Genomic DNA, 22,746 nt, shown 5'->3' with positions numbered 1-22,746 from the left:
GAGAGAATCTGAGATTCCGTTGAGACAATTTTTCTAAACAGAGCCTCAGGTTTTCTCAACAAGCACCAATGAATCCCGGCAAACTGAATGTACTTTTTTCCTCTCAAAACAAATTTCCGAAGGTTTCCGATTTTTCTCCAATAATTTCATATCTTTAGCCCTGTATAATGGCTATTGTGTACCTCTATGTCCGACAAAAAATTAAAACGTCGTTTAAATGCCTTTTTCAGATTATTGATTATACTCTCGATTTGTGTAATCACGGTATATTTATTCCCCAAAGTCGGTAGTTTCCAGTATGAATATCAAAAAGGTATGCCCTGGAGATACGAAACCCTGACGGCTCCTTTCGATTTTCCGATCCATAAAACAGAAGACGAATTACAGGAAGAACGGGAAAAATTAGTACAGGAACAAAGTCCGATTTTTATCTTAAATACGAATACGGCCGATCTGCAAACCGGTAAATTCAGGACAGCCCTGCATGCTTTCCGCAATGAAACGACTTCCGGCTCCCTGAATAAACTGACCGACCGGCTCAAAGACATCTATACGGCCGGCATCCTGCAATTGCCCGAAGAGTTGGATGCCAGGAAAGTAAAAACCATTAAAATCGTCGAGAACAATATCGGGCATACCGTAGAATTCGATCAGGTATATACCTTGAAAAAGGCTTATTCGGATTTAAGCCAGGCAATCGACCAACTCCATTTTCCGAAATCGGTACGGGAAAATATTCTAAGCCTGAACCTGAACAACTATTTGCAGCCAAACCTGGAATTCGACGCCTCGAAAACAACGATCGAACACCTGAACCACCTGAAAAGTATCAGTCTCACAGAAGGCATGGTGCAACAAGGCGATATTATCATCACCAAGCGTGAACTGGTTACTCCCGAAAAGGTAAAGATACTGAATTCCCTCAAAACCGAATACCAGAATAATCTGGGATCTACCGAAACTTATATGCGGACTATCGGCGGTCAATTCCTTTTGGTGCTGGTAGCCCTGCTGGTATTTTCCATTTTTTTCTACTATTCCAAAAAACGGATTTTCTACAACAACCGGGAATTTATATTCCTTTACGGTTTATTTCTAGCCACCATTATGCTCGGTAGTCTGGGATATCATCAGAGTATCAATATGTTTGCGGTACCGGTATTGTTTTTCATCATCATCGTAAACATCCTGATCGGTAGCCGTTCGGCTTTGTATCTTCTGCTGAGCAGTACGCTGCTGATTTCCTACTATGCCCCCAACAGTTACATGTTCGCTTTCATGCAGGTCACAGCCGGCATTGTAGCCATATTCAGTCTGTCGCACCTGCAACGGCGTAGTCAGCTGATCCTGTCTATATTTCTGATTTTTATCACCTATACACTCGTATATATGGCCTTTATCCTGACCCAGGAAGGCGAGATCCGCGGTACCCACTTGTTTGCGCTGATCTGGCTGGCCATCAATTGCCTGCTACTGACACTCACTTACCCGGTGATCTATATCTTTGAACGGATTTTCGGTTATACCTCCGAAATCACACTGATCGAACTCTCGAATCCGAATCATCCGGCCTTGCGCAACCTGACCAAGAAAGCTCCGGGTACCTTCCAGCATTCGCTGATGGTCGCCAATCTGGCCGAGGAAGCTATTTACCGGATCGGCGGGAATCCTTTGCTCACCCGTACCGGTGCTCTTTATCACGATATCGGTAAAACATTCGATCCGATCTTTTTTATCGAAAATCAAAGCGGGGGAATCAACCCACACGACCAGTGTGAATTCGATGTCAGTGCCCAGCACATCATCGACCATGTCCGTAAAGGAGTCGAAATGGCCAAGAAGTATAATTTGCCCGAAGGTATTATCAACTTTATCCGTACCCATCACGGAAAAAGCAAGGTAAAATACTTCTACAATTCTTTTAAAAACAAATATCCTGACCGGGAAATCGACGAATCGCTGTTCACTTATGACGGACCGGATCCGGTCAGCCGGGAATGTGCCGTAGTTATGATGGCCGATGCCGTAGAAGCAGTCTCCCGTACGCTGGTCGACAAGACCGAAGAAAATATCACGAAAGTAGTCAACAATATCATCGACGGGCAGCTACAGGACGGGCGCTATGCCAATGCAGACATCACTTTTAAAGACATTGCAACGGTGAAAAAGGTATTTATCGAAATGCTGACTAACATCTACCATTCCCGAATCGCTTATCCTAAACTCAAACAAGAAGAAAAAAAATAAACATTAAAACTTAGGAATATGACACAGAAAGCCATCACAATCAAAGACTTAGCAGAAAAACTAAATATCTCTGTATCTACAGTGTCACGGGCGCTGAAAGATAATCCTGAGATCAGCCAACAAACCCGTAAAACCGTGCAGGCCCTGGCCAAAGAACTGGGCTACAAACCCAATCCCATAGCAGTGGCTTTAAAGACTCACAAAAGTAACACGATCGGCGTGGTGGTGCCTCAGATTGTGAATACCTTTTTCGCTACCGTTGTCAAAAAGATAGAGGATGTTGCCGATAAATACGGATACAATGTACTGGTAGCTTCTTCCAACGAAACTTTCGAAAAAGAAAAGAAAAACATCGATATATTTCTGGCCAACCGTTGTGATGGAATCATTCTGTCTATTTCTAAAGCCACCACTTCGTACGAACATATCAAACAGATTCAGGATATGGGCGTGCCTTTGGTATTATTCGATCGGACTGCGAAAGAACTGGATGTCTCTAAAGTCGTTGCCGACGATGCCGATGCTGCTTTCAAAATCGTACAACATCTCATCCATGGCGGAGCCAGAAGAATCGCCCTGCTAACCGGCCCGGAACAACTTTCTATCGGGAAGAACCGGATGAAAGGGTATCTGAAAGCCATGACGCTGAACAAACTGGAAATCAATACCGACTACATCGTCAGATGTGAAGACTTCTCCGTAAAAGCAGCCAAAGAGGCCACTCAACGGTTATTGAATATGAAAAATATGCCGGATGCCATTTTCGGAATCAATGACGATATGGCCATCGGAGCAATCGAAGCAATAAAAGAAAAAGGATTGAAAATACCGGAAGAAGTAGCTGTTTTCGGTTTCTCCAACAGCAAACGTTCCCGATATATGACCCCTTCGGTCAGCACCATCAACCAATTTCCCGAAAAGATCGGCGAAACGGCTGCCGAGCTTCTTTTCGAACAAATCCTCGACGCCAAACATGCACAAATCCGCGAGGAAGTGATCAACAGCGAACTGATCGTCCGCGAATCCTCCGACCGCTCGTTTATGCAATAAGAACCGATATTCCCCCAATCAGCAATCTGACTGGGGGAATAAATTTCCGTTTTTTTATTCTCCCTTCAAACAATATCCTGCAAATCGTTTATTTCTAATCTCTAACCCAGTACCTTCCAAGGTCTTTCTCAACTCTGATACAAGATTCCGGAGTGCTTTATCCTTAGAATCGAAGAGTATAGCTTTTCCCCAAATTCCTGCATACAACTCTTCGATCTTCACCACCGTTCCCATTTTCCGACACAATAACTTCAAAAGACAAGCTTCATTCGATTTCAGATAACGTTCTTTCCCCTTTACAACCAAGATTCCGGCATTCACACGAAAAAATACTTCGGAAGCAATCCGGTAACACTCCTGTTGTTCCCGACTTTTCACAAAACGATAATGTAAGGCCTTTAATCGGTTGGCTAATATCCCGATATCACTGCTTTTTTCCAAATAATCTTCTACACCGACCCCAAAAACATCGGTCAACCTCTCCACTTCATAATCCGAAGTAAACAACACTACAGCCACCTCCCGTTGGACCTGCTTAAATCTACGTACCAATTCCCAACCGTTTTCTTCCTTCAAGCGAACATCCAGCAGAATCATATCATACCGCTGTTCAGCCATTTTCTGCAACGCCATTTCCCCGTCAGTGGCCGTATCTACGACAAACTCCCCGGTTTGCAAGATCTGTCCGACTGCATTCAACCAGTTTTCTTCATCATCCACATATAATAAATGAATCGTTGTCATCTCTGTTTACTTTTCATGATCAAGACAAAACGGCTTCCCCCTCCTTCCCGGGTCCGGTAGACTATTCTTCCTCCATGTGCCGACATTACCATTTTAACAAAGCTCAATCCCAGTCCTGTTCCCTCCGTCCTGCGTTCCACGGAAGGCGAACGATAGCCCGTCTCGAACATATGTTTCTGATCTGCTTTCTCAATCCCATAACCATTATCCTTTACAAAAATCCATAATCTCGTCCCTTTTCGGACACATCCGACCACAATCCCGACCTCTTCTCTGGAATATTTCACCGCATTCCGGAGTAAATTCCCCAACGCACGTCCCAATTGCAAGCGATCTGCACAAATCATCGGATCTCCCTTCAGCCTACATAAAACCGAAAACCGTACTGCCTTCCGATCCGGAATCTCTCCTTCTATACTTCTCCATACTTCCTGTACCAATACCGGTAATTCAAATACCTCATAGTTCAATACCAATCCCCTCTCATTCACCAGTTTTACCGACATCTTTTTTACCAAAATTTCCAAACGTCCGATGGCTTCCTGCGCTACCCGGAAATTTTTTTGCTGTTGCGAAGTCAAACCGCTTATCCCCTCCCGGTCCACCAAACCCAAGTATGTCCCGGCAATTCCAACCGGTGACTTCATATCGTGATTCACAGTCTGAATATTCAATTCCTCATGCTGCCGGATCCGCTTTTCTTTATGTACCAAATAGTGTTGCCAATAAAAGATCAATCCCAACATCCAAGCCGAAGCTACCAAAAACAAAACCATCGGCCACTCATCATAAAGGAATACCCCTACAGGTAAACCGAAACGAGCTCTAATAATATGCTTCTCCAATAATCCCAAGGGCATGGAAAAATCCTCTTTTCCCCGGGGAATTTTATTAAACCCCTGCTTTACAGCATCGATTACCTTTCCCGTACTATCCTGCAATTCCAACATATAACTAACCGCTTCCTTATCCATCTGCCTGCAAAATGAAGAATCCAATCCCCACAACGTCCACAAAGCTGTGTCACGGATATCATACAGAGCGCAGACACTCATCTTTTTCGCCTCCATTTCCGACTTAAAAGAAAAAACAAATTTTTGTCGGTTTCTAAAAATTAATACATACTCGGAAGTAAGTGAGAGTATATTTCCTCTAAAATTATTTGTATCAATTCTCATACGATTATATAACTCAACCGTATTCTCTAATTTATTCGTCAAGGATTCAGCTAAAACCGCTTCTTTCTCCCAATATAGTTTCACTAAAGTATTTAATAATACAATAAAAAGCAATAACATTGCCCCCCAAGATAAAATATAAAATTTTTGCGCCCTCATAATTAACATCTGTTTACAAATCAAAGGACAAAATTAGGACAATATAATTATTAAATTCTTTTTTAACACCGAAGATTTACTATACGTTTGTTAGGTAAAAATAATAATTACCATGAAAACAAAAAAGAAATTAAAAACATTTCTATTATTGCTTTTAATAGCATTAACCCTCAGCTCTATATTCAACATTTCAATGAATCAAAACGAGAATATATTATCATTGGAAAATATTGAGGCTTTAGCTTATGAAGAATGTAATCTGGAAGAAGCAAAGAAATATTGCACATCAGCGGGTGGGGTTTGCATTTATAAACGACAACTACATGCAGGTATTCACATGAAAGCAGATTAAACCATGAAAAACATACTATTTTTATCCACGATCCTATTCTTTATATCATCCTGCAACGAATCCAACTTATCTGAGGTTCCTTCGGCTCATCAGATACCGAAAGCCGGTAAAGCATTACAAAGCAGTTTCATTTCCGGACTTCAATCCTGGGAAGCCCGTCGTGTTTCAGAAATAGCCAGTAATGGCCAGGAGATTCTCCTTAGTTATTCGGACAACAATACGACCAAGGCGATCCCATTGAATAATTCCAATAATGAAACTCCGGTAACACTATCCAGTTTCAACTTCAGGACCTCCCGGCTACTCGAACGGCATACAAGTCTGCGGACGCGATCCGGAGCAAGTGATTCTTCGGTGATACAGCTACCCGATAGTTTAAATACCTTGCGGGCTATACGGGCCGGCAATTATATTATCGCAACAGGCCTCTACACACAGGGGCGTTATCTGTTGTATGATCTGGACACAAAAACATTCGGTTTTCATTTATCCTATCCGGAACACCCGGTCTATCCGGCTCTGCGCGAGGACACTAAAGCGATTTTATACGCCAGCACCGTACTGAAAGTACGTCCCGACAACCGGTATTTTGTCTGTGGCGATATGTATAGCGGTAATCTTGAATTTTGCCGGATCACCGGCGACCATATCGATCGCATCAAAGCCTATTGCTACCACCATCCCCGGGTATATATCACCGAAAAAACGGTGCCCGACGTAGCTTATTCGCGTGATAACCGCTTCGGTTTCACTGACATCACAGTCACCTCTGAAAAAGTATATGCGATCTACTCCGGGCATACTTATCGCGAAAACCCCAGGACTTTCCAACAATGCCGCCAGCTACTGGTATTCGATTGGGAAGGCACTTTACTCGAAACTTATGCCTTGGATACACCGTTAACGCATATCACCGTAGATGTTTCTGAAAATGTTCTTTATGCTATCGGACATGAACCTCAAACTTGTCTGATGAAACTAGTTTTGGACAACTGAATCAATTCACCGATGAAAATACACAACGATGAAACCAAAAAAAATATATTGGACAGTCAGCCTGTTTCTACTACTTTTAAGTTGCATCGTTTCCGCCTTTTTCATCTTTCAGCCGGATTACGATATGCAAGCGATGAATGCGTTGCCAACGACTATCCGTTTTGAGCGGGACACCCTGCAATTAGGAACCATTCGCTACGGAGAGAAACGGAAAGTGACTTTCCGTTTCACCAACACCGGTCAGACTCCCCTCCTGCTCCGCGACGTCCGTCCATCATGCGGATGTACCGGGGCCGAATGGGAAAAACGTCCGGTTGCCCCAGGAGAAACAGGTGAAATTAAAATCACCTTCGACCCGAATTCCCTGGGTCATTTTCTGAAGAACATCGACATTGTGTGTAATATAGACAGCGGAATAATGAAATTAAAATTGTGCGGAAATGTAATCGAATAACTGCTTCAAGCACGTGATAAAAATTAACAATCAGATTACACTCCACAAGTATAATCCGACGTTTAACCCGGGAGCAAAGGACGGAGCTGACCATCTTCCCAAGCCAAATCGGTCTCCGTCCCCACCCTCCCCCTAAAAAAGAAAGAGAGGCTGCCATGTAGAAAAATTTATTTATCATTATCGCAAATAGAAAAGCAATAACCAACAAAAAAGAAAAAATATGAAAAAAAAATTATTTCAAATAGGCTTCATTCTATTACTTGCTATATTAGTAAGTACTGGTATCAATTTTAGTCTTAAAAAAAATCAATCGAATTTTAGCTTAGGAGTAGCTAATATTGAAGCTTTGGCAACCGGTGAGATAGATGTAAATATTGATTTTTCATTTAAAGAAGCAAATTATTTTTATTGCAGATGCCGAGATCTGGATGGAGGTAGTGCAAGATGTACTGGAGCTAACGCCCTCTCTTTACGCAGAAATTGTTATAAAGGATCAACAACGGTGTTATGTAAAAATTGGCAAAGTAATTGTGAATAGTAAAATTTGTTAGAAAGGAAAGTATTCCTTTCTAACTTAAAAAAAAAGTCATGAAAATATTATTTTTTACACTTATAACAATACCATTTCTAATTGCTTGTTCAAAACCAGAATATAAAAATGAACATAAAATAAACTACAAGACTATTAAAAATTTATCTTGTCAAAATCTAAAAGCAACAGGAATATTACAACTAGATACCCTAAAATTAGATGGGAAAGAATCTTCAATGGAAGGGGAGTTTTTCATTTATAATGATAAAATTGGATTCTCAGACAGAACCCTTAGTTCTATTCTGTTTTACGATAACCAAGGACATTATATAACCTCAAAATTAAGCCAAGGAAGAGGCCCAAATGAAGTGTTAGGAATCGACCAAATAACTCCTATTACAAACAACAGATTTTTCATAATGGATGAGCAATGGAATTTATTCCTTTTAGACTCTTGTTTTAGAAAAATCAATCAATATCGGATAAACTGGAATTCACAAAAATCATTAAAACAACTTTTAAAAAACCCTCAACCCGAAGATACTGGATTGTATGAGGTTGAGTACACAAAAAACAGACTTCGCCAATGGGGAGAAAATTATCTATTATTCCCAGTTAGTTCAGACACAAAATATATAAATGGTTATGAAGGTAAGAACACTGGATTATATTATAGTGAAAATTTAACTATGGCTTTATTATCCATAGATAGTGGAAAAGTTGAAAAACTAATTTGCAACTACCCTCTAATATACCAAAAACAAAAAAATCTTGTTAATTTCAAGTTTTCATTATTTGACACCTATGAAAAAAGATTTCTCTATTCTTATGAAGCAGATTCTCTTATATATTGTATGAATTTAGGCGATACAACAATTACTTCTTTTGGAATTGCAGGAAAAGACATGAATCAAAATTATAAGCAATATTTTACTTTAAATGATGCTTCACATAATTTTTCCAAGGATAGAAATAAATTCGGTTATTATCACTCAATAGTAATAGACCCACATCATGATCTAGTCTTTAGAACTTATAGAAAAGGGGAACATTCTCCTTATGATGGATTACAGGTTTACCAACAAAACTGTTTAATTGCAGATTATCAAACTCCTAAAAATTTCACATTCCTAGGATACATATCTCCTTGGTTTTATGCTTCAGGTCCATTGGATTATGATAACGAGCAAATGATTATTTACCGTTTCAATTTAAATGATTTATGAAATCAATTTTTTTATTCACAATTCTTCTGTGTACATTGGGAAATAATCTCATTTGTTTTGGGTCGAATACAAGTCCAATATCCATAAACATAAGAGTAATAGATTCTCAAAAGCAAAGGCTTCCTGGAGTATATTTATTACAAAATAGTACAAAATACTTACTTGAGACAACCAATGAGGACGGTGAGTGCATAATCAATATAGAAAATTTTAATTCTAAAGATTCTGTTCAATTACAAGCACTAGGCTATTATTCAGTTCTTATACCTATTTCCGAACTTTTGCATGACACAACAATTACACTTCAAGAAAAACAATATTTATTAACCGAAGCCAATGTAAAAGGAATTCATCCAACTAAAATTTTAAAAAAAGCAGCTAGTTATCTGAAATCTCATCCAACAGGCCATACATATTCTATATATGGTAGAGGGCTGTATATGAAAATTACAGAATGTAAAAATAAAGCAGTAGAATTACGAAAAGAATATGGTTATTTTTTTACTACCGGAAATACAAAAGCGAAAGGTAAATGGGATTTGAATTACAAATTTTCATTCGTACCTGAATACACGGCCAGAAGTTATAATTTAGAACCTAACGGTTCTGATACACTACATCATATCGCAATAAATGGTTCAGTTATAAACTACGACGCTGGTGTCCAAAAAATATTTACATTAATTAGAGCAACATTAAAATTCGGTCCTTTATTCTTTCAAAATTCCAGTTACAATTACCACTTGATCGAATATGAAAATGAAAATTACGTTTTTTCTTTTCAAACAAAAAAAGATGCATTTCCCTCCAATACACGTATTTTTTGTAATGGGACACTCACAATTTGTCAAGGACGTTTAAAAAAAATACAGTTTGATAATATTGAATACAATTTAATATTATTGACAAATCTAAAAAGGGCAAATCCCCCCTTTCTCACTCAAGCAGAAATCAGCATTGAATATGATGCTAACAATTATCCTTATATAGCATCTTGTTTACAAAAAACAATATGGAAACATAACATGAGTAATAAATTTGTCGCCATCGAAAAACCGTCAAGACGTAATCCTGCGAAAAATTGTTTACAAGAAAAAGAAGCATTTGTATGTCAAACATACAAACCAATAACTTTCCATACCAACAAACAATTCGAAAATATAATAAAATATGCAGCAATAAATCCATGTGGCAAATACAATTCTGAAATATTTCAACATCTACCAGAACCTATCCCAACGCAAAAAGCCATTCAAGAACTTAATTGCTATATGGACATTGAGCAACAATTCAATGATCATAGTAGCAAACCCTATTATCCTGAACAATATATTTTGGAATACCTTCATAATAGTAGTGATACACAATTTTTACAAAGGATTCAACACGCACAAAAGAAAATTTTTAATTTATTAAACGATAATTGAATCATGAAATTAAAATATTTTAAAATATTCCTTTTTTTTCTTTGTATTTCATGTGGTTATACAAATAAAGAAATATCTCAAATAGTAAAAGAATGGCAAAATAAAGAAATTATTTTTCCATATTCACTCCAATCAAAAATCATGGGTAAAGATACTGCATGTAATTATTTACTCAACAAGAAATATAAAATTCTTTTATATGTTGATTCCACAGCATGTACAGAATGTAAACTCCAGTTATACGAATGGTATAAATTAATTAAAGAAAGTCAAAAATATACCGATAGTTTATCGTTTATCTTTGTTGTGCAAACTCCTAATCCCAAAAAAATTGATATCATATGTAAAAAAAATAAATTCGATTACCCTATATTTTATGACAGCAAAAATAATATCAATAAAATCAACAATTTTCCAGAGCAAATAGAATATCAAACATTTTTACTTAATCAAGATAATCGGGTCTTAATTATTGGAAACCCAATAAAAAATGAAAAACTTTGGAATCTATATTTAAGAACAATAAATAATTCTGCCAAATAACTATTACTAGCCTACATAACAAAGAAATGATCGTCTTTACCAAGATACTTTTTGGAATTGGAATGAAAATTTAATAAAAAGGTATAAAATACTGGAGCCTGTTGATTTATATTGTATCTCAAATGATGCGAAAGTATTTTACGGTTAAAGGCACGCGAAGATAATTTTCAAATCCTCAAAGCTTATTTAGACAATTAAATCGCATGATAACCGATTAAAAACAATAGCTTTCATTTGGAAACGTAAAAAAACTTTTTTTTGTTTATATTTGAAATGAAAAACATAAAGGATAAAAGAATATGCCAATCAAAAGTTGGAGAACAGGCTGGATTTTCGGATGTTGCTTATTTATATGGATAAGCTGTAATCGGACAGGAAACGATAATCCCCGTCTGGAAAAAGCATTGAGTCTAAGCGGCTCTAACCGCCAGGAACTGGAAAAGGTATTACATCATTTCTCTCAAAATCCATCGGATAGTCTGTACTTAAAAGCTGCAATTTTCCTGATTGAAAACATGCCCGGTCATTGGAGCCCCTCACCGAAAGACTTTCAATCTTATTTAAAACGGCTGGATACGCTGAAAAACCTGTCACCTCTCACCCGGAAAATACTTTTGACTTATCCGGCAGAACATCCTGGTTTGTGTCCCGATTTTACACCGGTTGAGGATATCAAACAGATAAAAGCCGACTTTTTAATCCGGCATATTCGAGCCGTTTTTGCCTTAAAGACTTCCTGCCCCTGGCTCGCTCATATCGATTTCGAAACTTTTTGTGAATATCTTCTGCCTTACCGGATCGGCCGTGAAATGCCCGAAGAACTGAGCACACTCCTATTGGATTCCACCTTCTGGCAAAGCATCGAATATGCCAAATGTTACTACGACGATTGCCGGCATTCCATCCAGGCTCTTAATCAATATCTGGCAAAACAGAATTTTTCTTCCTTTCCTCCACAAAACGACAAGGAACTCTACAATCTGCTAATGTTGGACCCGAACAATACAAAAGCCTCTTTGATACAATACAGGGTTGCCGGTATTCCGGCTGCAACCGACTTTTCAGCTATCCAGCGACGCCAGGATAAAGTCACTTATTGGCTTTACACCCAAGACCCGCGGATCAATCATATCAATACGAGTTCTATAGCCAATTTACGAATCGGTAAAATCTACCGGCAAACCTTTTCCTCAAATCCCCTGCCGGAGACCAAGGAATATGTCCCTCCTTTTTTTAAGGATCCTTTCAATAAAGATGTTACCGATCTTTATCTGCATACGGCAGACATCAGTATCGATATTCCGGCAACCGTCCATACTGAGTATGCTTATCTGGCAGTTTACGATGATGTAACCTGGCAGCCTGTAGCCTATAGCCCTATCCAAAAGGGAAAGGGATATTTCAACAAACTGGGACGAAATTGTATCTATTTACCGGTATATTATCCCGATAACCGGATACAAGCTTTCGCCCCACCGTTTATACTGAACAATAACGGCCAAATTACACCGTTCCGAACTGATAAAACTCATTTGCAAGCTCTGCATATCAGGAGGTTACAACCCTATTCCGCCGAAACCGATTATATGGGATATTACCTGAAGAATGCCCGTATCGAATGCGCAGACGACAGTGTTTTTCTCCACGCTGACACCGTATTTACCATCCAGGAATCACCTTATTATTACCAGGATACCATACGCCCCGACAAGCATTATAAAAAACGCTATTGGCGGATCAGTCCACAGTTCGGAATTTCGAATCTCGCCGAACTCCATTTCTATGACTCTTCAGGCGAAGCACTTCATGGCGTTCCTATCGGTCCGGACACGACCTTCTATCGTAATCTGACCGACCACGACCCCGCTAGCAATAAGGCCATCCGGAAATGGTTCGGCTATGATTTCGGCCATCCGGTATCCGTTTCGGAGATCGTTTATCTGAACTTCAACGACGGCGAGAACATTTGTGTCGGTCACGAATACGAGCTATGTTATTTTGACGAAGGCCAATGGCAAACAGCAGGAGTAACAACCGCTACCGACCATGTCATCGAATTCAATCGAGTCCCCTCATCAGCCCTTTTTCAGGTAAAAGACAGAACCCGAAACAGAAACGGTAGCCTGTTTACTTATGAAAATGGAAAAATCAGATTTTGGTAAAACCGAACGATATGAAAAAAAAGACAATTATACTTCTCTGGTTAGTGACCGCCTATAGCTGCAGCAACTATTCTTCCCGTCTGAAAGCTGTACTGGATTACAGCGGTACGAACAGGGCAGAACTGGAAAAAGTACTCGACCATTATTCTCAAGATCCTGCCGACAGCCTGAAACTGAAAGCAAGTATCTTTCTGATCGAGAATATGCCCGGTCATTATACCTTCGGCGGTCCATACATGAAATCCTATAACGAGCAACTCGGTTTACTCAAAAATTGTCCCTATTATGAAAAAAAAATCATCCAAATGGTCCCCTTCGATCATATCGGCTATAGGCAACAACTGGATATACAAGAAGATGTCAAATACATAAAAGCCGATTTTCTGATCCATCAAATCGAACTCGCTTTTAACCAATGGCAAACCCGGCCCTGGAATGAAGGTGTCGATTTCGAAAATTTCAAGGAATATCTCCTGCCTTACCGGGTTGAAAACGAACCGCTCGATTATTGGCGCGATTCAATCTCTCCTCTGCAAAAGAACCTGGAAACCTACTCGACTTATTACGATAATTTTCGTCATTCGATCTCTCAAATCGAAAACAGATTTCGCACTTTTCTATTCATGTTAGACAAAAAAATCCCGGAACCCGATTTAAAGAATTTTAAATCAGACTGCATCCCGACCAGTAAAGCCAATTTGTTTGTATTACGGATACTGGGCGTACCGTCTGCAATCGATTTTATTCCCCATTTCGCAAATCGAAACGGTCGTCACTATTGGGCTACCGCTATCGATCCCCGAATCAACTCCACCCAGGTATATCAGGTGGGAATCTATAAAGCACCCAAAATTTACCGACGGACCTATTCACATAATCCGACAGCTAAACCGGGGAAAAGAGAATATGTTCCCTATTTTTTTCTCGATCCCTTCAATAAAGACGTCACAGACCTTTATATCCCCACTTCCGAAATCAGATTGTCAGCCCCGGGGATCAGGAATATTCGACACGGTTATCTCGCTATTTTCAACGATTTAAGCTGGCAGCCCATTGCCTGCAGCAAACCCGCCGGACAGGAGATTGTCTTTCCCAAAATGGGAAAAGATATTGTCTACCTGCCGGTTCATTATACCGACAAAAAAGAAATGGTCCCTTTTGCTCCTCCTCTCATATTATACTCCGACGGAACTGTGCATCCGATTATTGCCAACAAAGACTCTTTACAGTATATGAAGCTCGTCAGGAAATATCCTAACAGAGGAGAAAGCGACTATTGGTACTCCGCTTTTATCGATTCACATTTCGAAGCCGCCGACAATCCGGATTTCAAATCTCCTCATTCCATCTGCACGATCCGCCACAAGCCCGATTATCGCTATCAATTTATTCCGATCGATACCACTTTGTCTTACAGGTACTGGCGATTCGTAGCCAATGAGGCCTGGAGGGCCCATCTGTCGGACCTTCGCTTTTACGATAAGCACAAGCAAGAAATAAAAGGAAAAATCATCGGAATGGATTCGACTAAAACAAACGAACTCTTCGATCCGGACCCGCTCAGTATGTGTATGATTCCGGAATGGGTGGGCATGGATTTCGGTAAACCTGTGGCCTTATCACAAATCCGGTATCTCCCGCGGAATGATGCCAATGGGATTTTCCCTGATAATCAATATGAATTATTTTATTATGATTTCCCCCAAGGATGGATTTCTATGGGCATAAAAACAGCTACCGGCACTTACATCGAATACGACGACGTCCCCAGCAACGGATTATATTGGTTGCGCAACCATACCCTGGGACAGGAAGAACGGATTTTTACGTGGGAAAACGGAAAAGCACACTTTTGGTGATTTAAGGTGGAGGATACTGGATTTATTGCATTAAAATATTTTTAATCCCGGAGGAAGGACCTCTTCTTTACGGACTAAAAACACAGAAGGAAAACTTTAAAATCCTAAACGCTCATTTAATTTCACAAAAATAAAATTCGCGTCAATTCCCGCTTTAGCAAAATCCACAGGAAATCTGCGGTTAAAGATTGTTAAACCCTCACCGATTAGTCGCTTCCTGATTATATTTGTTACACGATAATACTTCGTGTCGAACAAAAGGTTACTAAAAAGGTGCAATATGGATGTTGTGGTTGAAAATCTGACAAAGTCTTTCGGCTATCAGAAAGCAGTAGACTCTGTGAGCTTCGAAGTCAAAAAAGGAGAGATTCTGGGATTTCTGGGACCGAACGGTGCCGGTAAAACCACCACCCTGAAGATCATGTCGTGCTTTCTATTTCCGGATTATGGAAACATCCGTATCGGTAAATATTCCATCCATAAAAACCCCTATAAAATCAAACAAATCATCGGTTATCTACCCGAGCACAATCCACTCTACGAAGAGATGAATGTGATCGATTTTCTGGATTTCATCGCCCGGGTACACAATATTCCCAAATATAAGATCATCCCCAAAGTCATGGACATGATCCGGATGTGTGGCCTGGACAATGAAAAACACAAAACCATCCGGGAGTTATCCAAAGGCTATCGCCAGCGGGTAGGATTGGCCCAGGCGTTGATCCATGATCCGGAGGTATTGCTGCTCGACGAACCGACCACCGGACTCGATCCGAATCAGATCGTCGAAATCAGGGAACTGATCAAAAATATCGGCAGGGAAAAAACGGTGATCATGAGTTCACATATCCTGGCAGAGATCGAAGCGACCTGTGACCGGGTGCTGATCATCAATAAAGGAAAAATCGTCGCTGACGGAACTTCTGCCGAACTGCGCAACAAATCCGATAAAGGCAAGCTACTGAAGATTTGTATTCAGGGCGGAGAAGACGAAGATATCTACAACGAACTGGCATTGATTCCGGAACTGGAAAACATCATTTCCTCCACTCCGCATCATTTTGAAATCCAATGTGAGCGGGCTACTGAAATTGAGAAAAAGATTTTCGATATTTGTTGCCAAAATAACTGGTATATCAGCGAAATGACTCCCGTGGAAACTCGTCTGGAAGATATCTTCCGCCAGGTAACTAAAAATTAAAATGGTTATGAATACGGTTAAAATACTCGTTCATAAAGAATTAGCCACAACATTCAATTCATGGAGTATCTATATCGGGTATACCCTGTTTTTCTGTGTTTGCGGATTTTTTTCATGGCTTTCCAGTAATAATCTTTTATACATCGGACAGGCCAATATGATGCAGGTATTCGGTATTATCAACTGGACACAGTTTTTTCTGATTCCAGCCCTCACCATGAAAAGTATTGCCGACGAAAAAAGAAACGGAACGATCGAATTAATGCTGACCAAGCCTATAAAAACAGCCGACCTGCTTTGTAGTAAATTCTTTTCCAATTTAATTATCACGACACTGGCATTGGCCCTGACACTACCCTATTATATTACGCTCTCTTTCTTAGGAGAGGTGGATCATGGAGCAGTCCTTTTAGGCTATCTGGGCCTGATCGAGATGAGTGCATGTTATATCTGTATCGGCATCTTCTCCTCTTCCTTGTCCCGTACTGCCGTATCGGCTTTTTTCATCAGCCTCGGTATCGGTTTGTGTTTCCAATTTTTATTCGGCATGTTTGCTGAACAGATCGGGACCGGCATTTTTGCAGATCTATTCAGTTATCTCTCTATGGAAGAACATTTTGATTCGTTGTCAAGAGGCATACTGGATTCCCGGGATATTATTTATTTCGGATCGGTCATCACGGTTTTTCTGGCTTTATCGAAGTTTTTCATATGTAAGAGCCGATTTTAATATTTCAATCTTTACAATGTCACGATCTGTATGAAGAAAATTATAAAAGATATTATATCCATTCTCACAGTAATATTACTCGTGAATATTTTCTCTTTTTTCATTTTTTTCCGTTGGGATTTTACCAAAACCAAACGTTATTCCCTGAGTAAAGTCAGCAAGACCAGTATCCGTAATAACGTCGAACCCATTGTTGTCGATTTTTATGTCACCGAAGATCTGCCCCAGGATACGAAAAAGCTGGTAAAAGAATTCCGTTCATTGCTGAAGGAATATAAATCTCTCAGTAATGTCAGTTTTACGATAAACACCATTTACCCGGATAACACAGAAAAGGAATTTAAAGCGACCCAGGAAGGAATTATCCCGTCATTCAACGAGATCCGGGAAAGGGATCTGGAGAAAATCCAGAAAATTTATTGCGGAGCTGTATTTCATATCGGCAACAACAAGACCGTACTCCCCAACATTTCATTCAATACACCCATTGAATATGAAATTACCCGGATGTTGAAACAAGCCTCCGATACCATCAAACCCCGGATCGGTTTTGTTCGCGGACACGGCGAAACGACCCTTAACTTAATGTCGGAACTGGTCGACGAACTATCTCATCTGACGGACATTACGGTTGTAGATCTGAATCTGAACACTTATGAAGATTGTAATGTACTCTGCCTGATCAATCCCAAAGACAACTTTTCCCCCTATGAAATCGCCCAACTGGAAAAATTTCTTTCCAAAGGCGGACGGCTTTTCATCGCTTTGAATCATGCAATCGGACTGTTGGATCATCCGAACAATGGATACATCAATTCCACAGGCGTGGAAGATATGCTCGAGAAAAAAGGACTGAAAATCAGGAACGACTTTATCATCGACAATAATTGCGGGGTATGTAATTTCGAACAACAATACGGTTATCTGAAATTCCAGCGTAGTGTCAGTTTCCCGTATTGCCCGGTGATCACCAATTTCAGCAAGCATACGATTACTTACGGCCTACGGTCCATGCTACTCATGTTTGCCAGCAGTATAGAACAGATCAAAACCCCGACGCCTTATATTTTCACTCCTCTGGCACAAAGTTCCTCCATTTCGGGAGTGCAGCAAGCTCCGGTATGTTTCGATCTGGAAAAGCAATGGACCCAGCGCGATTTCAACCGTCCGCACAATATCGTCGCAGCCTTACTGACGAACGACGATAACAACAGTGCCATCGTCACCATCACCGATGCCGATTTCCTGATCAACCAGTCGGCTATCGACGGCCATACGGACAACATCACTTTTGCTTTAAATTCTATCGAATGGCTGGCAGACAATTCCGGGCTGATTCAGTTGCGAAATAAATTCACCACCTTCCCGGTACTGGAACCTGTCGGAGACACCAGCCGGGAAGTGTTGAAGTACATCAATTTCCTTTTACCGATCCTGATTATTCTGGGAATCGCCTTTTACCGATACAAACGTAACCTGAGAAAACGGGAGGACCGTTCTCATCCAGGTTATATCGATTAATGAAGTTTCAACAGTCCGATGATTTTATTATAAAGAGCGTCACTCACCGGAGTTAAAGGTAAACGCAGGGTATTTTGACGAATAATGCCGGCAGCATGTAAAGCAGCCTTTATGCCTGCCGGATTTCCTTCTTCAAATAAAGCTTTACAAAGTTCGGCCCTGTCCAAATGGATGCGACGGGCAGTCGGATAATCTCCCTGCAACGCACTTTTCACCAGACAGGCATAATCGTTCGGAAGTACATTGGCAATCACCGAGATCACGCCTTCGAATCCCAGTGACATCAGAGGCAACAACAGTGCATCTTCACCGGACAAAGCAGCGAAATCGGCCCGTTTGGATTTTAGAATAGCCGTAGCCTGATCGAAACGGCCGGAAGCTTCCTTCACAGCGATAATGTTGGGACAATCGTGTGACAAAGCCGCTACAGTCGCAGCTTCCATATTCACCCCACTCCTCCCCGGAACATTGTATAAACACAAAGGCAGCGGCGAAGCAGCGGCAATCGCTTTAAAATGTTCGTAAAGCCCCCTTTGAGTCGGTTTGTTATAACAAGGAGTTATGCTCAGTATACCCTGACAAGCTTTCAACCAGGTGGCCGTTTGAAGTTCACGGATCACCTCCGCCGTATTATTCCCTCCGATACCGGCAATCACGGGAAGACGCCCCTGATTGGCTTCGAGAATCGTATGTACCACCACCGCTCTTTCGTCGGCCGATAAAGTCGCAGTCTCTGCCGTAGTTCCCAATGCCACCAAAAAATCCACCCCACCGTCGATGACATAATTCACCAGACGGTACAGAGATTCCCGGTCTATTCGTTGCTGTTCGTCGAATGGAGTAACCAAGGCCACTCCTGTACCGATAAGTCTGTCCATGTTAGTATTTGTTTATCCCCGATAATATTACGTTCAATTTATTTACAAGGCCGAAAGGTTCGGTCACTTCGTCGATCACAATATCGGCCACTCCTCCCTCCTTTTTCATCCCTACAATACAAGAAGCCTGAGTATGTTGTAATACAAATTTGATTAATGCAGTTGTTTCCTTATTCAGATCGATAAACAAATCATATTTACAGCCCAGCATAGCGATCAAACGCCCGTTCCGTATCTTGCCACCGAATCCTAAATCAGCATTCCGTACCGCCACCCAATCATCCGTTTCCAGCATCTCGATCCCATCCGGAATAAAACACAGTTTATCCATTTTCACCCCGGCAAAATCGGATTCCAATTTCCGGAACCATTTGTTCTGATCGGTATCGGCACTCCAAAACACCAGACAAGTTTTTATCTCCCTCTTCTCCTTATACTCTACCTCCCTGGTACTGTTCCCGACACGCTTATTCAGTGAATCTTCCTTCAGACGATGAAGGAGATTGTTCAAAATCTTTTTCATACTTCTAATATTCTCAGACAAAAATAGTAATAAAATAATGATTCCCCCTGCTTTGTTATATCTTCTACAAAAAATCACTTTGTCATAAAAAAAACAACAAAAAGCTTGCACAGTATTATTTTTGTACATATCTTTGCACCGCTTTAGAGATAAGACACGGACTCGTAGCTTAATGGATAGAGCACTTGGTTACGGCCCAAGAGGTTGTGGGTTCGACTCCCGCCGAGTTCACCAGTTCAAAAAGCAAAAAATTAAACTCCTGAAAATTAAAATTTTCGGGAGTTTTTTATAGACTCCCAGGGACGGGGCAGTGGGTTACTTTTTCCCTTATCAGAATTAATTAACGCATCTATATACATGTTTACCCCAAATGTAGGTTTATAAGTGTAAATATGTATATAACTGTCTATGTTTTTTCACGATATATTACAGGGCTTGTTTATTGTGTTATGGTTTCCTTTTTTCGAATGTCACCTATTTTTATCTTATACCATTCCCACACCTGCTTATTTGTTACTGGATTTCCGATTCCTATGACATGATTCATCGAATCTAATAAGAAGGTTTTATACCGTGGATTGAAGGACAAGTTATTTTGCTTGTCCATGATTCCCAAAGAATCGTAGATGATGGGGGTACCAAACCGATTCAATTGCTGACTGACTTCAACAGGATGATAATGCTTGGCGAATACCACATAGACAATGGCAATATCTGTTTGCAAACTGTCGATTTGTTTTTGCAATCTTTGCCATTCATAGAATTTCAATTGGCACTCATGGCAACCATTTGTATCCACATAATGGAGTATTTTATACTTATGGTTTAGTAATGAATAATCTAAAGTATCTTTTCCATATATTTTCATGGTCAAATTGGATGGAAAAACAATCTCTTTTCCCATCCAATGTTCGACAACCTGTTTGATTTCTTTTTTAGAGGAAGTACATCCCATGGTTATTGACAAACAAGCTAACAGAAAATTTATTATGACATATTTCATGCTATTTGGGAGAAATTGCTTAAGTTTATTTTAGATGGTGGAAAATGAGGACAGGATTATCCGTTTCTTTTAAAGAGATTGAAGTGAATTGGTTTAATCCATATTGTTTGTCGACATTCAATGCTAATAGGGCTGGAATATATGAAATTATTTGATCTTGATATACACAAAATGCGCTATATAAGAAAGGGTATTCTGGAAAAAAATCATCACCCAGTTTTATCGTTTTCACTTCTTTTGTTGCTGTATCAATTTTTGAAATAAAGTCTTTTATCCCGGAATTTTTATAAAAAATAGAATATACAATATTCAATGTCCCTTGCGAAATATATAATCCTTTTATTCTTCTCAGAGTCTCTTTCCCTTGTAGGAAATGATATGTTTTTTCTCTATCAGTATATATGAACGGGGGAATTTGATCACTGGTATTGAATATAAAAGAGTATAAAGGTTTCTTTTCTTGGGAAGTTAATGAAAAGATTGTATGTTCGTATTGTTCACTAACCAATAAATTACTATCGAGACAATGAAAGGGGGAATATTCAAAACTGAACCCTTGATTTTTTTTAAACTTGTCTAATCGATTGATAATTTCTTTTGTTATAGGATTGTACACGACATAATTGTATAATTGATTATTTGAATAATCAGAAAATAAATAGATGGTACTATCGTTCTGAATATGAAAACAATCATACCAATCATTCACTTGTATAGTATTTTGAAAAACACCGTTGGTATCATATTTGAATATTTTCTGATTTGTTCGTGAAAGGCAATAAACATGAGAGTCATAGACCTCAAAATCGGAAATGGAAAGGTACTCTCCCGGAGCTCTTCCTTGATTGGCTATTTTATTTTGGTATTTCCCGTTATGGGTAAAAATAAAAATGGTGGCTTGTTTTTTATCAAGAATATATATATGTTCGTTTTGAAGAACTATCTTATCAATTCCTCCTATTAAATTGTTTGGAGTGGTTTCCAAAGCAATAGTGTGATAAGCATTAAAAAAATTTGTGATTTTATCCTGCCGATTAATATCTATTACAAATTTTTCATTAGCTTCTTTTATTAATTCTTTTGATATACAAGAGCCTAAAAGAATTAATATTATGAAATTGAAGAGATAGGTTACTTTCATACATTTACTTTTAATTCGTAAGTAGTATCTAACAAATTGTTTCATATTTGTTAGATACTCTGTGTATTATGATTAGAAAATAATTTCGTAAAGTTCTTTGCATTCTATGGGCGTACAGGCAAAATCACCTCCACGGCTGCAAGCTACTTGCCCGTCAAATCTTACATACCCATCTACTCCTGCACTGATTATAGAACCACCCAATAATTTGACTTTACCTTTGGCGCCAACATAAATTTCACATTGCGATGGATGACGATTGTAGTTGCAATCCAATCCGCCTTCTTCTTCTGCCAATGCTTCAATATTACCTGTTATAAGTCGAACATTTTCATTTTCTTGATTAATACTGAGATTATATCCCATTGTTCCAACAATTGCAATTACTCCAATTACAATATTTTGTCTGAATTTATTTTTCATTTCTTTTTAAATTGTTGGTTTTGAAATATTTTTATTTTACTCGTAAATCGTACATTCACCACCTTGTAGTAAATTATACTAAAAAAATCAATACATTTGCGGTCTCCTTTCCTGTATTGGAGGAACAGTGGGAGGGTGGCTATTTTGCTTTGGTAGAGTTTTTCAGCCATCCATCCTGTTTCTCCTTAGTTTAACATTGCTTATCGTTACAAAAATATACAACTTTTTTAGGGAAATCAAAAGAAAGGTATTCCCAATTATTCCCTAATGTTAAAATGTTATGAGAAGGCGGGTTAAATAGTAACGGTAAAGATTAAAAGAGACAAATTTGTCGGGATTATAAACCTTTCTTTTTACTAATGTGCTTACGGTTACCTGATGAACGGATTGTTGC

At 39.4% G+C, this 22,746-nt stretch carries 21 protein-coding genes and 1 tRNA gene; 15 read left to right on the top strand and 7 right to left on the bottom strand.

Features of this window, described 5'->3' with window-relative positions; all coding sequences use genetic code 11:
- The first annotated feature begins 186 nt into the window (after positions 1-186).
- Both ODOSP_RS17705 and ODOSP_RS17700 read left to right on the top strand, forming a co-directional pair.
- The gene (locus ODOSP_RS17705) at positions 187-2,247 is read left to right on the top strand and encodes an HD family phosphohydrolase (RefSeq protein WP_013613645.1); all 2,061 of its coding nucleotides are present in this window, start codon (positions 187-189) and stop codon (positions 2,245-2,247) included.
- Positions 2,248-2,265: 18 nt separating this feature from the next.
- The gene (locus ODOSP_RS17700; protein WP_013613644.1) at positions 2,266-3,297 is read left to right on the top strand and encodes a LacI family DNA-binding transcriptional regulator; all 1,032 of its coding nucleotides are present in this window, start codon (positions 2,266-2,268) and stop codon (positions 3,295-3,297) included.
- 54 nt (positions 3,298-3,351) lie between these two features.
- On the opposite strand, the gene ODOSP_RS17695 is transcribed toward ODOSP_RS17700, so the two are convergent.
- Positions 3,352-4,041 carry a response regulator transcription factor gene (locus ODOSP_RS17695; protein ID WP_013613643.1) on the bottom strand — a complete coding sequence of 230 codons (690 nt, stop codon included), beginning with the start codon at positions 4,039-4,041 and terminating at the stop codon, positions 3,352-3,354.
- A complete protein-coding gene (locus ODOSP_RS17690; RefSeq protein WP_157741869.1) occupies positions 4,038-5,096 on the bottom strand; it encodes a sensor histidine kinase in 1,059 nt (352 codons plus the stop codon). Before ODOSP_RS17690 ends, ODOSP_RS17695 begins: the two co-directional genes overlap by 4 nt.
- Positions 5,097-5,490: 394 nt before the next feature.
- On the opposite strand from ODOSP_RS17690, the gene ODOSP_RS17685 reads away from it, so the two are divergent.
- The 12 genes from ODOSP_RS17685 to ODOSP_RS17630 all read left to right on the top strand — a co-directional run bounded on the left by ODOSP_RS17685 (position 5,491) and on the right by ODOSP_RS17630 (position 18,384).
- Entirely contained in the window at positions 5,491-5,730 is a 240-nt protein-coding gene (locus tag ODOSP_RS17685) for an NVEALA domain-containing protein (RefSeq protein ID WP_013613641.1), read from the top strand.
- Between the two features lie 3 nt (positions 5,731-5,733).
- Entirely contained in the window at positions 5,734-6,726 is a 993-nt protein-coding gene (locus ODOSP_RS17680) for a BF3164 family lipoprotein (protein WP_013613640.1), read from the top strand.
- A 28-nt stretch (positions 6,727-6,754) separates the two neighbouring features.
- On the top strand, positions 6,755-7,180 hold the full coding sequence (locus tag ODOSP_RS19045) for a DUF1573 domain-containing protein (RefSeq protein ID WP_013613639.1): 426 nt from the start codon (positions 6,755-6,757) through the stop codon (positions 7,178-7,180).
- Between the two features lie 220 nt (positions 7,181-7,400).
- Entirely contained in the window at positions 7,401-7,718 is a 318-nt protein-coding gene (locus ODOSP_RS17670; protein WP_013613638.1) for an NVEALA domain-containing protein, read from the top strand.
- Positions 7,719-7,768: 50 nt separating this feature from the next.
- The gene (locus tag ODOSP_RS17665) at positions 7,769-8,938 is read left to right on the top strand and encodes a hypothetical protein (protein ID WP_013613637.1); all 1,170 of its coding nucleotides are present in this window, start codon (positions 7,769-7,771) and stop codon (positions 8,936-8,938) included.
- On the top strand, positions 8,935-10,365 hold the full coding sequence (locus tag ODOSP_RS17660) for a hypothetical protein (RefSeq protein ID WP_013613636.1): 1,431 nt from the start codon (positions 8,935-8,937) through the stop codon (positions 10,363-10,365). The genes ODOSP_RS17665 and ODOSP_RS17660 overlap by 4 nt, the downstream gene beginning before the upstream one ends.
- A gap of 3 nt (positions 10,366-10,368) precedes the next feature.
- Positions 10,369-10,908 carry a hypothetical protein gene (locus tag ODOSP_RS17655; RefSeq protein WP_013613635.1) on the top strand — a complete coding sequence of 180 codons (540 nt, stop codon included), beginning with the start codon at positions 10,369-10,371 and terminating at the stop codon, positions 10,906-10,908.
- Positions 10,909-11,207: 299 nt separating this feature from the next.
- Positions 11,208-13,070, top strand: coding sequence for a hypothetical protein (locus ODOSP_RS17650; protein ID WP_013613634.1), 1,863 nt, complete (start codon positions 11,208-11,210; stop codon positions 13,068-13,070).
- Positions 13,071-13,081: 11 nt separating this feature from the next.
- Positions 13,082-14,929 (top strand): hypothetical protein, encoded by a 1,848-nt coding sequence (locus ODOSP_RS17645; RefSeq protein WP_013613633.1) that lies wholly within the window; start codon positions 13,082-13,084, stop codon positions 14,927-14,929.
- 280 nt (positions 14,930-15,209) lie between these two features.
- On the top strand, positions 15,210-16,133 hold the full coding sequence (locus ODOSP_RS17640) for an ATP-binding cassette domain-containing protein (RefSeq protein ID WP_013613632.1): 924 nt from the start codon (positions 15,210-15,212) through the stop codon (positions 16,131-16,133).
- A 7-nt stretch (positions 16,134-16,140) separates the two neighbouring features.
- A complete protein-coding gene (locus ODOSP_RS17635; protein WP_041557632.1) occupies positions 16,141-16,863 on the top strand; it encodes an ABC transporter permease in 723 nt (240 codons plus the stop codon).
- A 30-nt stretch (positions 16,864-16,893) separates the two neighbouring features.
- Positions 16,894-18,384, top strand: a complete 1,491-nt coding sequence (locus ODOSP_RS17630) for a GldG family protein (RefSeq protein WP_013613630.1) — start codon at positions 16,894-16,896, stop codon at positions 18,382-18,384.
- Here the strand turns inward: ODOSP_RS17630 and dapA are convergent.
- Complete coding sequence (dapA, locus tag ODOSP_RS17625) at positions 18,381-19,262, bottom strand: 4-hydroxy-tetrahydrodipicolinate synthase (RefSeq protein WP_013613629.1); 882 nt, start codon at positions 19,260-19,262, stop codon at positions 18,381-18,383. The two genes, ODOSP_RS17630 and dapA, sit on opposite strands and share 4 nt — an antisense overlap.
- 1 nt (position 19,263) lies before the next feature.
- Positions 19,264-19,785 (bottom strand): DUF6913 domain-containing protein, encoded by a 522-nt coding sequence (locus ODOSP_RS17620; RefSeq protein WP_147347711.1) that lies wholly within the window; start codon positions 19,783-19,785, stop codon positions 19,264-19,266.
- 158 nt (positions 19,786-19,943) lie between these two features.
- On the opposite strand from ODOSP_RS17620, the gene ODOSP_RS17615 reads away from it, so the two are divergent.
- Positions 19,944-20,019: transfer RNA gene (locus ODOSP_RS17615), tRNA-Arg, on the top strand.
- A 205-nt stretch (positions 20,020-20,224) separates the two neighbouring features.
- Here ODOSP_RS17615 and ODOSP_RS17610 read toward each other — a convergent pair.
- The 3 genes from ODOSP_RS17610 to ODOSP_RS17600 all read right to left on the bottom strand — a co-directional run bounded on the left by ODOSP_RS17610 (position 20,225) and on the right by ODOSP_RS17600 (position 22,352).
- Positions 20,225-20,788, bottom strand: coding sequence for a hypothetical protein (locus ODOSP_RS17610; RefSeq protein WP_013613627.1), 564 nt, complete (start codon positions 20,786-20,788; stop codon positions 20,225-20,227).
- A 25-nt stretch (positions 20,789-20,813) separates the two neighbouring features.
- A complete protein-coding gene (locus tag ODOSP_RS17605; RefSeq protein ID WP_013613626.1) occupies positions 20,814-21,929 on the bottom strand; it encodes a 6-bladed beta-propeller in 1,116 nt (371 codons plus the stop codon).
- 72 nt (positions 21,930-22,001) lie between these two features.
- Positions 22,002-22,352, bottom strand: coding sequence for an NVEALA domain-containing protein (locus tag ODOSP_RS17600; RefSeq protein WP_013613625.1), 351 nt, complete (start codon positions 22,350-22,352; stop codon positions 22,002-22,004).
- Positions 22,353-22,746: the final 394 nt, after the last annotated feature.

The organism is Odoribacter splanchnicus DSM 20712, assembly GCF_000190535.1.
GTDB classification, from domain to species: domain Bacteria; phylum Bacteroidota; class Bacteroidia; order Bacteroidales; family Marinifilaceae; genus Odoribacter; species Odoribacter splanchnicus.
Note: the sequence above shows the minus strand (reverse complement) of the source record. Positions and strands in the feature narration are given on the sequence as shown.

Coding starts and splice junctions, on each gene's coding strand:
- ODOSP_RS17645 (WP_013613633.1), top strand. CDS start 13,082: ATGAAAAAAAAGACAATTATACTTCTCTGGTTAGTGACCGCCTATAGC.
- ODOSP_RS17605 (WP_013613626.1), bottom strand. CDS start 21,929: ATGAAAGTAACCTATCTCTTCAATTTCATAATATTAATTCTTTTAGGC.
- ODOSP_RS17680 (WP_013613640.1), top strand. CDS start 5,734: ATGAAAAACATACTATTTTTATCCACGATCCTATTCTTTATATCATCC.
- ODOSP_RS17685 (WP_013613641.1), top strand. CDS start 5,491: ATGAAAACAAAAAAGAAATTAAAAACATTTCTATTATTGCTTTTAATA.
- ODOSP_RS17620 (WP_147347711.1), bottom strand. CDS start 19,785: ATGAAAAAGATTTTGAACAATCTCCTTCATCGTCTGAAGGAAGATTCA.
- ODOSP_RS17600 (WP_013613625.1), bottom strand. CDS start 22,352: ATGAAAAATAAATTCAGACAAAATATTGTAATTGGAGTAATTGCAATT.
- ODOSP_RS17650 (WP_013613634.1), top strand. CDS start 11,208: ATGCCAATCAAAAGTTGGAGAACAGGCTGGATTTTCGGATGTTGCTTA.
- ODOSP_RS19045 (WP_013613639.1), top strand. CDS start 6,755: ATGAAACCAAAAAAAATATATTGGACAGTCAGCCTGTTTCTACTACTT.
- ODOSP_RS17690 (WP_157741869.1), bottom strand. CDS start 5,096: ATGAGTGTCTGCGCTCTGTATGATATCCGTGACACAGCTTTGTGGACG.
- ODOSP_RS17655 (WP_013613635.1), top strand. CDS start 10,369: ATGAAATTAAAATATTTTAAAATATTCCTTTTTTTTCTTTGTATTTCA.
- ODOSP_RS17630 (WP_013613630.1), top strand. CDS start 16,894: ATGAAGAAAATTATAAAAGATATTATATCCATTCTCACAGTAATATTA.
- ODOSP_RS17640 (WP_013613632.1), top strand. CDS start 15,210: ATGGATGTTGTGGTTGAAAATCTGACAAAGTCTTTCGGCTATCAGAAA.
- ODOSP_RS17700 (WP_013613644.1), top strand. CDS start 2,266: ATGACACAGAAAGCCATCACAATCAAAGACTTAGCAGAAAAACTAAAT.
- ODOSP_RS17665 (WP_013613637.1), top strand. CDS start 7,769: ATGAAAATATTATTTTTTACACTTATAACAATACCATTTCTAATTGCT.
- ODOSP_RS17660 (WP_013613636.1), top strand. CDS start 8,935: ATGAAATCAATTTTTTTATTCACAATTCTTCTGTGTACATTGGGAAAT.
- ODOSP_RS17695 (WP_013613643.1), bottom strand. CDS start 4,041: ATGACAACGATTCATTTATTATATGTGGATGATGAAGAAAACTGGTTG.
- ODOSP_RS17635 (WP_041557632.1), top strand. CDS start 16,141: ATGAATACGGTTAAAATACTCGTTCATAAAGAATTAGCCACAACATTC.
- ODOSP_RS17670 (WP_013613638.1), top strand. CDS start 7,401: ATGAAAAAAAAATTATTTCAAATAGGCTTCATTCTATTACTTGCTATA.
- dapA (WP_013613629.1), bottom strand. CDS start 19,262: ATGGACAGACTTATCGGTACAGGAGTGGCCTTGGTTACTCCATTCGAC.
- ODOSP_RS17705 (WP_013613645.1), top strand. CDS start 187: ATGTCCGACAAAAAATTAAAACGTCGTTTAAATGCCTTTTTCAGATTA.
- ODOSP_RS17610 (WP_013613627.1), bottom strand. CDS start 20,788: ATGAAATATGTCATAATAAATTTTCTGTTAGCTTGTTTGTCAATAACC.